Origin of the sequence: Luteimonas viscosa (genome assembly GCF_008244685.1) — a bacterium.
Classification (GTDB): Bacteria; Pseudomonadota; Gammaproteobacteria; order Xanthomonadales; family Xanthomonadaceae; genus Luteimonas; species Luteimonas viscosa.
In genome coordinates this window covers 2,283,267-2,297,431 of record NZ_VTFT01000001.1, presented here as the reverse complement: position 1 = coordinate 2,297,431, position 14,165 = coordinate 2,283,267, and the positions used below count along the sequence as shown (strand labels likewise).

Sequence of the window (14,165 nt, the reverse complement as noted above, 5' to 3'; positions counted from 1 at the left end):
ACAGGCCATGTGGGTTCCGGATCCGGCGTTCGGTGGTCACGTCCCCGGATGCGCCCTGCGGGCTTATCCGGGCTACGGCTTATCCGGGCTACGGGTTGTGCGGCTACGCGAGGCGGCGCGCGTAGTCGTCGCGCACGTGGCGGTTGATGTAGGTGTTGAGGCCGGCGCCGGCGTCCGCGAGACGCTGCATCTCCATGACGAGGAGGGGCCCGGGATGGCTGTCGTCGTAGCGGTAGGTGCCGCCGTGGTGGAAGCGCACGACGATCCAGCCCGGTCCGCTCTCGTAGGCGGCCACGCCGGAATCGCCGTCGTCATCGCGATAGGGTTTCATCGCCTCGTGTCGCCTCGTGTCGCCGCGCCGTCGCCGTCGCCGTCGCCGTCGCAGCGTATCGCCGCGCATCGGCACGGGTGGTGTCGGACCCACGCGCGCGGAGCGGCGCAGGCCCGGGCGGCTGTCTGCGTGTTACCAGCGCGGATGTCGACTCCGCGTGGTCGCCCCGCCCTGGGACGTGAACTCCGTCCGGGCCTGCGACCTGTGTCCACGACACGACGACGGCGAGCCGCTAGCATCGGCCTGGACCGCCTCCGGTGACCTCATTTGCGCCTGCCGTCCGGCACGACCCTGCACAACCTCGGCTTCGCCGCCGCGCTGGTGCTGCTGAGCCTGATGGCCTGGCAGGGCAAGCGCACCCAGGACGTGCTGCTCGACACCAACGCCGCCATCGCCGACAGCCTCGAACTGATCACCGTGGTGCAGGGCATGTTCTCGGCGCTGCAGGACGTGGAGACGGGCTCGCGCGGCTACGTGCTGACGGCGGCTCCGGACTATCTGGCGCCCTATCGCGACGGCCGCGAACGGCTCGGGTCCCTGCGCGATGAGCTGGGCCGCATGCTGGCCGGCCGCGAGCGCGCGACGTGGCTGGCGAAGCTCGACGCGGACATCGCGCGCCGGCTGGAGATCGCGGCGGCCAACGTCGAGCGCCGCGACCGGCTCGGCCTGGAGCGGGCGGCACAGGCGGTGGCTTCCGCCGGCGGCAAGGAAACGATGGACGCGCTGCGCGCGCAGCTGGGCGAACTCGAAACCAAGGAACGCGCGCTGCTCGCCCGGCGCACCGCACTGGCCGCCTCGATCCTGGAACGCGGCCGCTGGCAGGTGCTGGGCGGCAGCCTGGTGATCGCGCTGCTGATGGTCTGGTTCCTGCGCGCCATGAACCGCACCCTGCGGCGCCAGGCGCAGCTGGCGCGCATCGCGGGCGCCGGCGAGGCGCGCCAGGCCGCGCTGCTGCGCGCCGTGCCCGACGACCTGTACGAACTGCATGCCGACGGCCGCATCGAAGTGCTGTCGCAGGCGGGCGGCCAGCGCGGCGAAGTGCCGGCCGGCCTGGCCGGCGCGTTCGCCGACCTCGCCCGCCACCCGGACCGCAGCCTGGTCGCGTTCGACTGGCACGATGACGGCGGACGCGACCACGAGGTGCGCATCGCGCGCAGCGACGGCGGCGAAAGCCTGGCCATCGTGCGCAACGTCACCGAGGCGGCGCGCGCCCGCCGGCGCCTGCGCGACCAGCAGGCGTTCCTGCGCAGCGTGGTGGACGCCGACGAGAACCTGATCTTCGTGCGCGACGCCGGCGGCCGCGTGCTGCTGTGCAACCAGGCCTTCGCGGCGCTGCTCGGCCTGCAGCCCGGGCAGGTCGAGGGCCAGCGCGTCGAGGACCTGCCCGGCGGCGACCTGCTGGCGCCGCTGCTCGACGGCGACACCGCGCTGCTGCGCGAGGCCTCGGAACTGCGCCGCCCGGAGCTGGCGGTGGCCGACGTGCACGGCCACGAACGCTGGTTCCAGCTGCTGAAGCGGCCGATGGCGCTGTCCGACCAGCAGCAGCTGGTGCTGGCGGTGGCGGTGGACGTGTCCGCGCGGCGCCAGGTCGAACGCATGAAGGCGGAGTTCATCTCGACCGTCAGCCACGAGCTGCGCACGCCGCTGACCGCGATCCGCGGCGGGCTGTCGATGGTCACCGGCGGCATGGCCGGCGAGGTGCCCGAAGCGATGCGGCCGCTGCTGGAGATCGCGCACAAGAACAGCGAACGCCTGGTGCGGCTGATCAACGACATCCTCGACATCGAGAAGCTCGAGAGCGGCCGCCTGGTGCTGAACCTGCAGCCACTGGCGCTGCGGCCGCTGCTGGCACAGGCGATCGAGCAGATCGGCGGCTATGCCGGCGAATTCGGCGTGCGCGTGCACCTGGTGCCCGGCGAGGACGCCGAGGTGGACGTGGACCCGGACCGCTTCGCCCAGGTGATGGCGAACCTGCTGTCGAACGCGATCAAGCATTCGCCGCAGGGCGAGGAGGTGGTGGTGGTGCTGGCGGTGCGCGACGACCACGTCGAGGTCTCGGTCGCCGACCGCGGTGCGGGGATTCCAGAGGCGTTCCGCGGACGCGTGTTCGAGCGCTTCGCCCAGGCCGATTCCTCCGACGTGCGCACGCGCGGCGGCACCGGGCTCGGGCTCGCGATCACCCGCTCGCTGGTGGAACAGCTCGGCGGCAGCATCGGCTTCGACACCCAGACCGACCACGGCACCTGCTTCTTCGTGCGCCTGCCGCGGACGCGGCGCGACGCGGTGTCGCCGGTCGATGCGGAGGGCCGCCAGCGCGTGCTGCTGGTGGACGGCGATACGGCCGCGGCGACGCAGCTTGCGGCGCTGCTGGAACAGCACGGTCACGCGACCGTGGTCGCCGCCTCCGCCGCCCAGGCGCGCCAGGTGCTGGCGTCCACTCCGGTGTATGCGCTCACGGTCAACCTCGCCCTGCCCGACGAGGACGGGCTCGCGTTCGTGCGCGCGCTGCGCAGCCAGCAGGCCTACCGCCACCTGCCGATCCTGGCGCTGGGCGTGCAGCCGCCGGCCCCGGAGCGCGAGGCGGTGAGCGGCGGCGCGGTGGGCATCGTCGACTGGCTGCACAAGCCGCTGGATCCGGCGCGCGTGGTCGAGGCGGTGCGCGCCTGCCTGCGCGGTTCCGGGGCGCCCGCGCAGGTGCTGCACGTGGAGGACGACGCCGACCTGCGCACCCTGGTCGCGCACCTGCTGGAGGACGAAGCGCTGCGGCTGCACGGCGCGGGCAGCCTCGCCGAGGCGCGCCGCGAACTGGCGGCCCGCCACCACGACCTGGTCATCCTCGACCTGATGCTGCCCGACGGCGACGGCAGCGAACTGCTGGCCGAACTCGCGGCCGCCAGCCCGCCGACGCTCGCGATCATCTTCTCCGCGCTGGACACCGACGCGGTGGTGCCCGGCGCCGACAGCGGCCTGGTGCTGCGACGGCTGGTGAAGTCGCGCCACAGCGGCGCCACCCTGGCGGCGGTGATCGGCGACTACCTGCGCAACTGGCCCCCGCGGCCCACGACAAAAGGACATCCGATGCCATGAACGCACAGGCCGCGCCACACGTGCTGGTGGTCGAGGACGAGGAGGACATCGCCTACATCCTGCGCTTCCTGTTCCAGCGCGAAGGCTTCACGGTGGACCACGCCGCCGACGGGCGCGAGGCGCTGGCGCGGCTGGAGCAGCCGCCGCCGCACGCGGTGGTGCTGGACATCATGCTGCCCTACCACGACGGCATCGAGATCGTGGAGCGCCTGCGCGCGCAGCCCGGCTGGCGCGAGGTGCCGGTGCTGATGCTCACCGCCAAGGCGCGCGAGGTGGACATCGTGCGCGCGCTCGACCTCGGCGCCGACGATTACGTGACCAAGCCGTTCCAGCCGGAGGAAGTGCTGGCGCGGTTGCGGCGGCTGATGCGGAGGGCCGCATGAATTTCGCGCGCTGCCTGCTGGCCGCACTGCTGGTGCTGGCGGGCGCGCACGCCATGGCGCAGGTGGGGTCCGGGGTGGACGCGCGACTGGCCGCGGAGGACTGGGCCGGCGCCGAGCGGCTGCTGCGCGAGCGGCTGGCGGACGCGCCGGACGACGATGCCGCGCGCTTCCAGCTGGCGCGGGTCCTCGCCTGGCAGCAGCGCGCGGCCGAGGCGCTGCCGCTGTACGACGCACTGCTGGCGCGCGAACCCGGCAATGCCGACTACCTGTTCGGCCGCGCGCAGGCCCAGTTGTGGTCGGGCGACCGCGCCGCGGCCCAGGCGAGCGTGGCGCGGCTGGAGGCGATCGCGCCGATGCATCCGGGACTGGACGACCTGCGGCGACAGATGCGGCCGGAGCCGTCGCCGTCGACGCTGCCCGCGCCTGGGGCGGAGCGCGGCAGCCTGGTCGACGGCGGGTATCGCGTGGCCCCGCGGTTCCGCGAGATCGGCGTGAGCGCCCGCCACGAATGGCTGACCCGAAGCCTCGATCCCTGGCAGGGCCAGCGCCTCGACGTGTCGAGCCGCGGCGACGGCCGTGGCTGGTACGTCGCCGCGGCGCGCGAACGCCGCTTCGGCCTGGTCGACAGCGGCCTGGAGGCCGGCGTCGCGCTGCCGGTGGCGCCGCGCTGGACGCTGCAGCTCGATGGCGGCGCCTGGCCCGGCTCGGACTTCCAGCCGCGCTGGTTCGGCGACGTGCGCATGCAGCACGCCTTCGAAGGCGGCACCGTGCTGGCCGCGGGCCTGCGCCGCACGCGCTACCCCGAGGTCACCGTCGAGCGGCTGGCGCTGGCGGTGGAGCAATATGTCGGCGACTGGCGGCTGGGCTACACCTTCAACCGCACCGATGTCGACGGCGAACGCGTCAACGGCCACGACGCCGCGATCGACCGCTACTACGGCGAACGCGACGTGATCGGCCTGCGGCTGACCGCGGGCAGCGAGGACGTGCTGCAGGGCACGCAGGTGGTCGCCAGCCAGGTGCGCGCGCTCGCGCTGCAGGGGCGCCACGGCCTGTCCGATGCCTGGGCGCTGCAGTGGGGCCTGGGCTACGTGCGCCAGGGCGATTTCCACGACCGGCGCTGGCTGCAGCTGGGCCTGCGCCGGGCGTTCTGAGCGATGCCCGACTGGCTCGCCATCGCGCTGGCCGATCCGGTCCTGCGCTGGGCCGTGTACGTCACCGCCGCGCTGGCCGCGGTGACGCTGCTGACGCTGGGGCAGGTGCTGGTGCTGGCCGAACTCGCCAGCCGGCGCCTGGTGCGGCGCCGCGGCTTCGACGCCGACTGGCGACCGCGGCTGGCCGAGGCCACGCTGTACGAACGTGCGCCGCCGCCGTGGCCGGCGCCGCGCGCGCAGCAGCGGCTGTGGTTCCTGCTGCTGTGGAGCCGCACCCAGCGCCAGCTGCGCGGCGAGGCGCATGCGCGGCTCAACCGCCTGCTGCAGGCCTACGCGCTGGACCGGTTCGCGCTGGCGCTGCTGCGCCGCCGCGGCATCCACCTGCGCCTGCTGGCGCTGGCGGTGCTACGCGAACTCGCCGACGCCGTCCACTGGGACGTGGTGGCGCGCTTCCTGCGCCACGACAATCCCTTCCTCGCGCTGGCCGCGGCCGAAGTGCTGGTCACCATCGACGCAGCGCGCGCGATGCGCGACCTGCTGCCGGTGGTGGTGGCGCGCCAGGACTGGACCCCGCAGCGCGTCGCCGCGCTGTGCCAGCTGGCCGGGCGCGCGGCGGTCTCGCCGCCCCTGCTCGACGCGTTGCAGTCCGCACCGGTGCCGGCACAGCGGCGGATCGCGCCGCTCACGCAGTGGGCGGATCCGGCGGTGCTGGCCGGCTGGTCGCGCGCCGTGCTCGACCGCCCGCGGGACTCCGCCGATCCGGGGCTGCGCCAGGCCGCGCTGCAGGTGGTGGGATCGCTGCGCGACGGCTCCGACCGCCCCCGCCTGTCGCAGGCACTGGCCGATGCCGACGCCGGCGTGCGCCTGGCCGCACTCAAGGCGCTGGGCAAGCAGGCGGCGCTCAAGGATCTCGACCAGCTGCTGGCCCTGCTGCCCGACCCCGACTGGGCGGTGCGCCAGGAAGCGGCCGACGCCATCGCCGCCCAGCCCGGCTTCGACCGCGCGGCGGTCGAGCGCGTCGCCGACACCGTGGCGGACCGCTACGGCCGCGACGCGCTGCGGCGCGCGATCGCGGAGCGCCACCCGTGAGCGGCGGCTGGCTGTGGTGGGCGCAGGTGGTCTTCATCGGATACTTCCTCGCGCTCAACGGCGGCTACCTGGCGCTCAACCTGCTGTCGATGGCCAGCCTGCGCGGCTACATGCGCCAGCGCAGCGCGCTGGGCGACGAGGCGCCCTACCTCGGCGTGGAGCCGCCGATCTCGCTGCTGGTGCCCGGCTACAACGAGGAGGCGACCATCCGCACCTCGGTGCGCTCGATGCTGCAACTGCAGTACCCCGATTTCGAGGTGGTGGTGATCAACGACGGCTCGCGCGACCGCACCCTCGAGGTGCTGCGCGAGGAATTCGAGCTGGTGCCGCACCCCGAACCGATGCGGCGCACGCTGGAGCACAAGCCGATCCGCGTGGTCTACCGTTCGCGGCGCTACGCCAACCTGCGGGTGATCGACAAGGACAACGGCGGCAAGGCCGACGCGCTCAACGCCGGCATCAACGCCGCGCGCCACACGTTGTTCTGCGCGGTCGACGCCGACTCCATCCTGCAGCGCGACAGCCTGCTGCGCGTGGTGCAGCCGTTCCTGGAGGACGAGCGCACCGTGGCCGCGGGCGGCACCGTGCGGCTGGCGAACGGCTCGGAGGTACGCGGCGGATTCCTGGTGCGCGCGGGACTGCCGCGCAACTGGGTGGCGCGGTTCCAGATCGTCGAATACCTGCGCGCGTTCCTGCTCGGCCGGCTCGGCTGGTCGCCGCTCAACGCGGTGCTGATCATCTCCGGCGCGTTCGGCCTGTTCAACCGCGAGCGGGTGCTGGCGGTGGGCGGCTACAGCACCACCACCGTGGGCGAGGACATGGAGCTCGTCGTGCGCCTGCACCGCTGGCACCGCGAGCGCCGCATTCCCTACCGCATCCGCTACCTGCCCGATCCGATCTGCTGGACCGAGGCGCCGGAGGACCTGGTCACGCTCGGGCGCCAGCGCAGCCGCTGGCAGCGCGGCCTGGCCGAGAGCCTGACCCGGCACGCGCGGCTGGCGCTGAGTCCGCGCGCGGGCGCGGCCGGCCTGCTGGCGTGGCCGTTCATGGCGGTGTTCGAGTGGATCGGCCCGCTGGTCGAGCTGGCGGGCTACGTGGTGATGCTCGGCGGGTTCGCGCTGGGCGTGGTCTCGCCCGCGGCGCTGATCGTGTTCCTGCTGGTGGCGATCGGCATGGGCATCCTGCTGTCGGTCAACGGGCTGCTGCTGGAGACCCTGTCGTTCCGAGTGTACGCGCGCAAGCGCGACATGCTGCTGATGTTCGCGATGGCGGTGCTGGAGAACCTCGGCTACCGCCAGCTCAACACGCTGTGGCGCTGCCGCGGCATGTGGCAGTGGTTCTCCCGCCGCAAGCACTACTGGGGCGTCATGCGCCGCAGCGGGAAGTGGGGGCAGTAGCGCGCGGGCCGCAAGGACGCCACGAGCGCGCGGTCGACCGGGACGCACGGCGGCAAACCCGCAACGCCCACGCATGCATCCGCCCCCCGCGCGGGTGCGTCAGGCCCGGTCGCGCGCCGGCAGCCTGACCTCGATGCTGCAGCCGCGTCCGTCGATGCCCTCGCCGCAGTACACGGCGCCGCCGTGCGCGGCGACCACGCGCTGCACCAGCGACAGGCCCATGCCGATGCCCGAGGTGCGGTGGCCATTGCCGCCGCGATAGAAGCGCTCGAACACGCGCGCGCGGTCGGCCTCCGGGATGCCGGGACCATCGTCCGCCACCCGCAGCACGGCCATCCGCGTGCCACCCTCCGCCGCCACCGCGGTGGACAGGCGCACGCGTGCGCCCGCACCGCCATGGCGCAGCGCGTTGTCGAGCAGATTGCGCACCAGGATGCCGAGGTCGTCGATGTCGCCGCGCACCGGCGCGTGGCGCAAATCCAGTTCGAGCGTGCGGCCGTCGCGCGTTGCGACCTGCGCGAACTCGTCCGCGACCATGCCGGCGACCAGCGCCAGGTCCAGGTCGGTCGTGCGTGCGCCGCCGCCGGCTTCGACCCGCGCCGCGTCGAGCAGCTGCTGCGCCAGCCGCGCGGTGCGCTCGATGCCGGCGATCAGCTCTTCCAGCGCGACGCGCGCCTCCTCGCGGTCGCCCGCGTGCTGCAGCACCTGCGCCTGCGCCAGCAGCGCGGCCAGCGGGGTGCGCAGTTCGTGCGCGGCCTCGCCGAGGAACTCGCGCTCGTGCTGCAGCGCCTGCGCCAGCCGCTCGAGCAGGCGGTTGAAGCCGTGCACCAGGGGCACGACCTCGCTCGGCAGGCCGGCATCGGGCAGCGGCGCGAAGTCCAGCGGCGCGCGCGCGTTGAGCGCCTCGCCCAGACGCGCCACCGGCCGCAGCGACCATTCGATCACCAGCCACACGGCGAGCCCGAGCGTGAGCAGCAACGCCAGCGCGGTGCCGAGACTCGAACGGAACCAGCGCTTCATCTCCATGTGCACCCCCGCTTCCGGGATGCCCACCTGCACCTGCACGCTGCCGCCCAGGTCGCGCACCGCGTACACGCGCCAGGGCACGCCGTCGATCGACTGCGAGGTGAAGCCCTCCTCGAAATCGCCCACCATCGCCTGCGCCGGCGCCGAGCGCGACGACACCAGCCGCCGGCGGGTATCGAGATCCCAGGCCTGGAACGCGAGCAGGTCGAACTTGCCTAGGGTCTTCTTCTCTTCCAGGTCGAGTTCGAACCGGCGCGAGTGCCGCGCCGCGCCGGTGATGTCCTGCGGCAGCGACTGCAGGATCTGCTCGCCGACGTTGCGGATCATGCCGTCGATGTCGCCGACCTGGCGCTTGGACATCTGCACGTACTGCAGCGCGAACCAGCCCGCCCAGCCGGCGAACAGCACGATCGCCAGCGCGGCCAGCAGCCGTGTGCGCAGGGCGCGTGGCGCGCGGATCACGCCTCGTCTCCCGCGCGGTAGCCGTGGCCGTGTTCGGTCAGCACCACGCCGTCGCCGAGCTTGCGCCGCAGCTGGTGCACGTACACGGCCACGGTGTTGCTGCCCACGCCGCCGTCGCTGCCGTACAGCCGCGCCTGCAGCTGCTCGCGGCCCAGCACGCGCCCGCGCGCCTCGAACAGCGTCAGCAGGATGCGCAGCTCGTTCGCGCTCAGCGCGACGCGCTCGCCGCCGCGGGTGACCACGCGCGCGGCCGGGTCGATCTCGACGTCGCGCCAGTGCAGCATCGGCGTCACCGCGCCGCGGCTGCGGCGCAGCACCGCGCGCAGCCGCGCCAGCATCTCGTCGCGCTGGAACGGCTTGACGATGTAGTCGTCGGCGCCGGCGTCGAGCCCGCGCACGCGATCGCTGAGCTGGTCGCGCGCGGTGATCACCAGCACCGGCGTGGGATCGTAGCGGGCGCGCATCGCGGACAGCACGTCGAGCCCGGAGCCCTGCGGCAGGCCGAGGTCGAGCAGCACGGCGACGAAGGCGTGGTCGATCAGTACGGCACGCGCGGCGGCCGCGTCTTCGCAATGCACCACGCGCCAGCCCTCCTGGGCCAGCGCGGCGGTGAGCGCGCGCCCGAGCATGTGGTCGTCTTCGACCAGCAGGATTTCGTCCATTGGGGGCTGTGCGCAGGCGGTGCCGGGAATCATGCGGTGCGCCTATTAAAACGGTTTTAAGCCGCGGCGTGCGCGAGGCGCATCGCTTAAACCCGAATTAATCGCATCCATCGAGCATGCACTCCATCGCCACGGTCGCATCCGCCGACCGCACACGCAGGAGCGCAAGGATGACCCCCACCACCGATCCGGCCATGGACGCGCGGCGCGCTCACGCCGCGTTCCCCGCGACAGGCGATCTGTGTCGCGGGGCGTCGCGCTGACATGGGCGCGTCCACGTCATCGCCAGCTCGCACCGGCCTGCTGCAGTCGCTGGCCAACATCCGCCACGGCGAACGCGCCGCGGTCGCGGTCGCGGCGCTGTTCTTCTTCTGCGTGCTCACCGCGCTGATGCTGCTGCGCCCGGTGCGCGACGCGCTGGGCATGTCGCAGGGCATGGACCAGGTGCGCTGGCTGTTCGTCGGCACCGCGCTGGTGACGCTGGCGGTGAACCCGGCGTTCGGCTGGCTGGCCGCGCGGCTGCGCCGGTTCCCGCTGCTGGCCGCGACCTACGGCTTCTTCGCGGTGGGACTGGCCACGTTCTGGGCGCTGCTGCAGTTCGCGCCCGGCGCGGTGGGCGAGCGCAGCGGCCAGGTGTTCTACGTCTGGTTCAGCGTGTTCAACCTGTTCGCGACGATGGTGTTCTGGGCGCTGCTGGCCGAACGCTTCGACGCCGACCAGGGCAAGCGCCTGTTCGCGCCGATCTCGGTCGGCGGCACGCTGGGCGCGATATTCGGCCCGTGGCTGACCTCGCGCCTGGCTGAGGTGGTCGGCACGCCCGCGCTGCTGCTGGTGGCCGGCGCGTTCGTGCTCGCGGCGCTGGCGCTGGGCGGCTGGCTGCTGCGGCTGCTGCCCGACCGCAAGGCCGCATCGATGCGCGAACGCGACGGGCCGGTGGGTGGCAGCGCCTGGGCCGGGCTGCGCGCGGTGGTGCGCTCGCCGTACCTGAGCGGGATCGCCGGCTACGTGCTGCTGATGACGGTCATGGCGACCTTCATCTACTTCACCCGGCTGCAGATGGTGGCCGATGTCGCCGGCGATACCGATGCGCGCGCCGCGGTGATGGGCCGCATCGACATGTGGACCCAGATCGCGGTGCTGGTGCTGCAGGTGACGGTGACCGGGCGGCTGATCCAGCGCTTCGGCCTGGGCATCGCCCTGGCGCTGCTGCCGGTGGCGACCGCGGTCGGCTTCATCGGCCTGGCCGCGTACGGCTCGTTCGTGGTGCTGGTGGTGCTGGAAGCGGGCAACCGCGCGATGCAGCGGGGCATCACCCGGCCCGCGCGCGAAGCGCTGTTCACCGTGCTGGGCCGCGAGGATACCTACAAGGCCAAGGCCGCGATCGACACCTTCGTCTACCGCAGCGGCGACGTGCTCGGCGCCCAGGTCGAAGGCCTGCTCGGGCGCCTGGGCTTCGCGCTCGGCGGGCTGGTGGGCGTGGTCGTGCCGCTGGCCTTCGCCTGGACCGCGCTGGGCCTGTGGCTGGGCCGCGCGCATGCGCGCCGCGCCGCGCCGGAAGCCGCGCCCGATGCCTCGCCCTCGCTTCCCCCACCCGCCGCGCCCCCTCGCCGCACCCGCGGCATCGCGGCTCCATCGCAGGACTTCCCATGACCATGATCCGACACGCGATCGCCGGCAGCGCCGGCGGCGTCCTCCTCGCCCTGTCCGCGGCCGCCGCCGCGCAGTCCGCGCCACCGGTCGCCGATCCGTCCACGCGCGGCGAATGGACCCTCGGCGCCGGCGTCATCGCCATCGACAGCCCCTACGCCGGCGAAGACTCGCGGCTGCGTCCGGTGCCGCTGCTGGGCTTCGATGGCGACCGCTTCTTCGTGCGCGGCACCGCCGCCGGCGTGCACCTGGTGCAGTCGGGCGGGTTCACGCTCGACGCCATCGCCTCGGTGCGGCTGGACGGCTTCGACATCGACGACCTCGGCCGCAGCGAACTGCTCGCCAACGGCGTCGACGCCGCCCTGCTCGAGGATCGCGACGACGGCCTCGATGCCGGCTTCCGCGCGACCTACGGCGGCGGCTGGGGCGCGCTGGCGCTGGAGGCCGTGCACGACGTCAGCGACGCCAGCGACGGCTTCGAAGTCGCGCTCGACTACCGCTACACCTGGCTGCTCGGGCGCTCGGCGATCACCGCGAACGTGGGCAGCAGCCTGCTGTCGGACGATCTCGCCGGCTACTACTACGGCACCCTCGACGAGGAGGTCGCGCGCGGCGTGACCGCATACGCGCCGGGCTCGGCGCTGGTGCACCGCATCGGCGTGACCTGGATGCATCCGCTGGGCGCGACCTGGCACGTGGTCGCCTCGGCCGAGGCCAGCCAGCTGCCCGACGAACTGCGCGACAGCCCGCTGCTGGACCCCGACAGCGATCGCAGCGGCCGCCTGTTCCTCGGCTTCAGCCGGCGCTTCTGACATGGCTGCCGCGACCCCCACCCTGCGCGAGGCGACGTTCCACAACGGCGCGATCCCGATCGCCGCGCAGCTGCACCTGCCGCCGGACTTCGACCAGGACCGCAGCTGGCCGGCGGTCGTGCTGTCCACGCCCGGCAGCAGCGTCAAGGAACAGGTCGGCGCGATCTACGCGCGCAAGCTGGCCGCGCGCGGCTTCGTCGCGATCACGTTCGACCCCGCGCACCAGGGCGCCAGCGGCGGCGAGCCGCGCGACCTGGAAGACCCGGCCACGCGGGTCGAGGACCTGCGCTGCGCGGTCGACCTCCTGGTGACGCTGCCGTTCGTCGACGAGTCGCGCATCGCCGTGCTCGGCATCTGCGCCGGCGGCGGCTACGCGGTCAACGCGGCGCTGACCGAGCACCGCTTCAAGGCGGTGGCCACGGTGGTGGCTACCGACGTCGGCCGCGCCTTCCGTCGCATGCTGCGCGGCGAACGCCTGCATGCGCGCCTGGCCGAGGTGGGCCGCGCGCGCACCGCCGCCGCACGCGGCGCGGCCGAACGGCGCAAGCCCTGGATCCCCGACAGCCTCGAGGCCGCCGGCGCCGAAAGCGTCACCGACCGCGACCTGCTCGAAGCGATCCGCTTCTACCGGGAATCGCCGCATCGCCACCCGAACGCCAGCAACCGGCTGCTGTTCCGAAGCCTCGGGCCGATGCTCGGCTTCGACGCCTTCCACCTGGTGCCCGACCTGTTGGTGCAGCCGCTGATGGTGATCGTCGGCGGCCGCCAGGGCAGCACCTGCCAGTACGAGACCGGGCAGGCGCTGTACGGCCTGGCGCGCGGGCCGGACAAGGCGCTGGTGGTGATCCCCGGCGCCGGCCACTACGACCTCTACCACCGCGACGAACACATCGACCCGGCGCTGGACCGCATCGCGCCGTTCCTGCAGTTCCACCTCGACCCCTGACGCGGCCCCCGCCGCAGTTCCCCACGACGCCCACGAGGAGATCGACATGCCCATCCAGAGCTTCGCCACACCCTCCCTCGCGCACCGCGCCGGCGCGCTGTCCAGCGCCCACCAGCGCCTGTCCACCCGCGATCCGCGCAATGCCCCCGCCGCCTGGCGCCAGCGAATCGCCGCGCTGTGCCTGGTGGCCGTTGCCGCCTTCGCCAGCAGCGGCGTACGCGCGCAGGCCGCGCCCAAGCCCGACTGGTCGCTCGCCGACATGCCGTCGCAGGCCGGACGCATCTTCGTCGTCACCGGCGGCACCAGCGGCATGGGCTTCGAGGACGCCAAGGCGCTGGCCGGCGCCGGCGCGCGCGTGGTGATCGTCGCCCGCAACGCCGAGCGCGGCGCCGAATCGATCGCGAAGATCCGCGCCGAAGACCCCGACGCGCAGGTGCAGTTCGAGTCAGTCGACCTTGGCGACCTCGCCACGGTGCGCGCGCTGGCCGCACGCCTGCGCGAATCGCTGCCGCGCGTCGACGGCCTGATCAACAACGCCGCGATCATGGCGCCGCCCGGGCGCGGTACCTCGCCCGACGGCCTGGAGTCGCAGTTCGCGATCAACTACGCCGGCCACTTCGTGCTCACCGCCGAACTGCTGCCGCTGCTGCGCCGGAGCGAAGCGCCACGCGTGGTCACGCTGTCGAGCATCGCCGCGCTGCGCGGACGGATCGATTTCGAGGACCTGCAGTCCGAGCGCGGTTACGAGCCCATGGTGGCGTACGCGCAGTCCAAGCTCGCCTGCCTGATGTTCGCGCGCGAACTGCAGCGGCGCAGCGAGGCCGCCGGCTGGGGCCTGCAGAGCCTGGCCGCGCACCCGGGCGTGGCGGTGACCGAACTGGTCGCGCGCGGACCGGGGCTGGACAGCGAACAGGGCCAGCAGTGGGCCGCGCGCCGCGAGCACTTCCAGACCGCCGCGCAGGGCGCGATTCCGACCCTGTTCGCCGCCACCGCGCCCGAGGCCGCCGGCGGCGCGTACTACGGCCCCACCGGCCCACAGGAGATCAACGGCCCGCTCGGCCTCGCCACCGTGCCGCCCGCCGCGCAGGACGCCGACGTCGCCGCGCGCCTGTGGTCGGTCACCGAGCAGTTGACCGGCACCCGCTTCCCCACCGGCGCGCGCTGACGCG

General features: G+C 73.5%; 12 protein-coding genes. 9 read left to right on the top strand and 3 right to left on the bottom strand.

All coding sequences use genetic code 11. The annotated features are described in order from the left end of the window. Positions 1-103 precede the first annotated feature (103 nt). The gene (locus FZO89_RS10140; protein ID WP_149103139.1) at positions 104-331 is read right to left on the bottom strand and encodes a hypothetical protein; all 228 of its coding nucleotides are present in this window, start codon (positions 329-331) and stop codon (positions 104-106) included. Positions 332-598: 267 nt separating this feature from the next. Here FZO89_RS10140 and FZO89_RS10135 point away from each other — a divergent pair, with 267 nt between their 5' ends. From FZO89_RS10135 to FZO89_RS10115, 5 genes are read left to right on the top strand one after another with little or no spacing between them, the layout of a single operon-like run. Next, on the top strand, positions 599-3,418 hold the full coding sequence (locus FZO89_RS10135; RefSeq protein ID WP_222928109.1) for an ATP-binding protein: 2,820 nt from the start codon (positions 599-601) through the stop codon (positions 3,416-3,418). Next, positions 3,415-3,801: a response regulator transcription factor gene (locus tag FZO89_RS10130; RefSeq protein WP_149103138.1), complete on the top strand. Its 387-nt coding sequence runs from the start codon at positions 3,415-3,417 to the stop codon at positions 3,799-3,801. Before FZO89_RS10135 ends, FZO89_RS10130 begins: the two co-directional genes overlap by 4 nt. Then, positions 3,798-4,955, top strand: a complete 1,158-nt coding sequence (locus FZO89_RS10125; RefSeq protein ID WP_149103136.1) for a YaiO family outer membrane beta-barrel protein — start codon at positions 3,798-3,800, stop codon at positions 4,953-4,955. Before FZO89_RS10130 ends, FZO89_RS10125 begins: the two co-directional genes overlap by 4 nt. Positions 4,956-4,958: 3 nt before the next feature. Beyond that, positions 4,959-6,044, top strand: a complete 1,086-nt coding sequence (locus FZO89_RS10120) for a HEAT repeat domain-containing protein (RefSeq protein WP_149103134.1) — start codon at positions 4,959-4,961, stop codon at positions 6,042-6,044. After that, on the top strand, positions 6,041-7,441 hold the full coding sequence (locus tag FZO89_RS10115; protein ID WP_149103133.1) for a glycosyltransferase family 2 protein: 1,401 nt from the start codon (positions 6,041-6,043) through the stop codon (positions 7,439-7,441). The genes FZO89_RS10120 and FZO89_RS10115 overlap by 4 nt, the downstream gene beginning before the upstream one ends. 99 nt (positions 7,442-7,540) lie before the next feature. Here the strand turns inward: FZO89_RS10115 and FZO89_RS10110 are convergent, their stop codons facing one another. After that, the gene (locus tag FZO89_RS10110; protein ID WP_149103132.1) at positions 7,541-8,929 is read right to left on the bottom strand and encodes a sensor histidine kinase; all 1,389 of its coding nucleotides are present in this window, start codon (positions 8,927-8,929) and stop codon (positions 7,541-7,543) included. After that, positions 8,926-9,624 carry a response regulator transcription factor gene (locus tag FZO89_RS10105; RefSeq protein WP_262378600.1) on the bottom strand — a complete coding sequence of 233 codons (699 nt, stop codon included), beginning with the start codon at positions 9,622-9,624 and terminating at the stop codon, positions 8,926-8,928. The genes FZO89_RS10110 and FZO89_RS10105 overlap by 4 nt, the downstream gene beginning before the upstream one ends. Before the next feature lie 231 nt (positions 9,625-9,855). Here FZO89_RS10105 and FZO89_RS10100 point away from each other — a divergent pair, with 231 nt between their 5' ends. Genes FZO89_RS10100 through FZO89_RS10085 form a run of 4 tightly spaced genes read left to right on the top strand, consistent with a single transcriptional unit; the run spans position 9,856 to position 14,161 of the window. Further along, on the top strand, positions 9,856-11,241 hold the full coding sequence (locus FZO89_RS10100) for an NTP/NDP exchange transporter (protein WP_149103131.1): 1,386 nt from the start codon (positions 9,856-9,858) through the stop codon (positions 11,239-11,241). Further along, positions 11,238-12,050: a MipA/OmpV family protein gene (locus tag FZO89_RS10095; protein WP_262378599.1), complete on the top strand. Its 813-nt coding sequence runs from the start codon at positions 11,238-11,240 to the stop codon at positions 12,048-12,050. Before FZO89_RS10100 ends, FZO89_RS10095 begins: the two co-directional genes overlap by 4 nt. A gap of 1 nt (position 12,051) precedes the next feature. Further along, positions 12,052-12,996, top strand: coding sequence for an alpha/beta hydrolase (locus FZO89_RS10090; RefSeq protein WP_149103130.1), 945 nt, complete (start codon positions 12,052-12,054; stop codon positions 12,994-12,996). Between the two features lie 46 nt (positions 12,997-13,042). After that, the gene (locus tag FZO89_RS10085; RefSeq protein WP_149103129.1) at positions 13,043-14,161 is read left to right on the top strand and encodes an SDR family oxidoreductase; all 1,119 of its coding nucleotides are present in this window, start codon (positions 13,043-13,045) and stop codon (positions 14,159-14,161) included. The last annotated feature ends 4 nt before the right edge of the window (positions 14,162-14,165 follow it).

What these genes read in the sequence shown, in the direction of transcription:
- FZO89_RS10140 (WP_149103139.1), bottom strand. Translation starts at nt 331, where the DNA reads ATGAAACCCTATCGCGATGACGACGGCGATTCCGGCGTGGCCGCCTAC.
- FZO89_RS10130 (WP_149103138.1), top strand. Translation starts at nt 3,415, where the DNA reads ATGAACGCACAGGCCGCGCCACACGTGCTGGTGGTCGAGGACGAGGAG.
- FZO89_RS10125 (WP_149103136.1), top strand. Translation starts at nt 3,798, where the DNA reads ATGAATTTCGCGCGCTGCCTGCTGGCCGCACTGCTGGTGCTGGCGGGC.
- FZO89_RS10120 (WP_149103134.1), top strand. Translation starts at nt 4,959, where the DNA reads ATGCCCGACTGGCTCGCCATCGCGCTGGCCGATCCGGTCCTGCGCTGG.
- FZO89_RS10105 (WP_262378600.1), bottom strand. Translation starts at nt 9,624, where the DNA reads ATGATTCCCGGCACCGCCTGCGCACAGCCCCCAATGGACGAAATCCTG.
- FZO89_RS10100 (WP_149103131.1), top strand. Translation starts at nt 9,856, where the DNA reads ATGGGCGCGTCCACGTCATCGCCAGCTCGCACCGGCCTGCTGCAGTCG.
- FZO89_RS10095 (WP_262378599.1), top strand. Translation starts at nt 11,238, where the DNA reads ATGACCATGATCCGACACGCGATCGCCGGCAGCGCCGGCGGCGTCCTC.
- FZO89_RS10090 (WP_149103130.1), top strand. Translation starts at nt 12,052, where the DNA reads ATGGCTGCCGCGACCCCCACCCTGCGCGAGGCGACGTTCCACAACGGC.
- FZO89_RS10085 (WP_149103129.1), top strand. Translation starts at nt 13,043, where the DNA reads ATGCCCATCCAGAGCTTCGCCACACCCTCCCTCGCGCACCGCGCCGGC.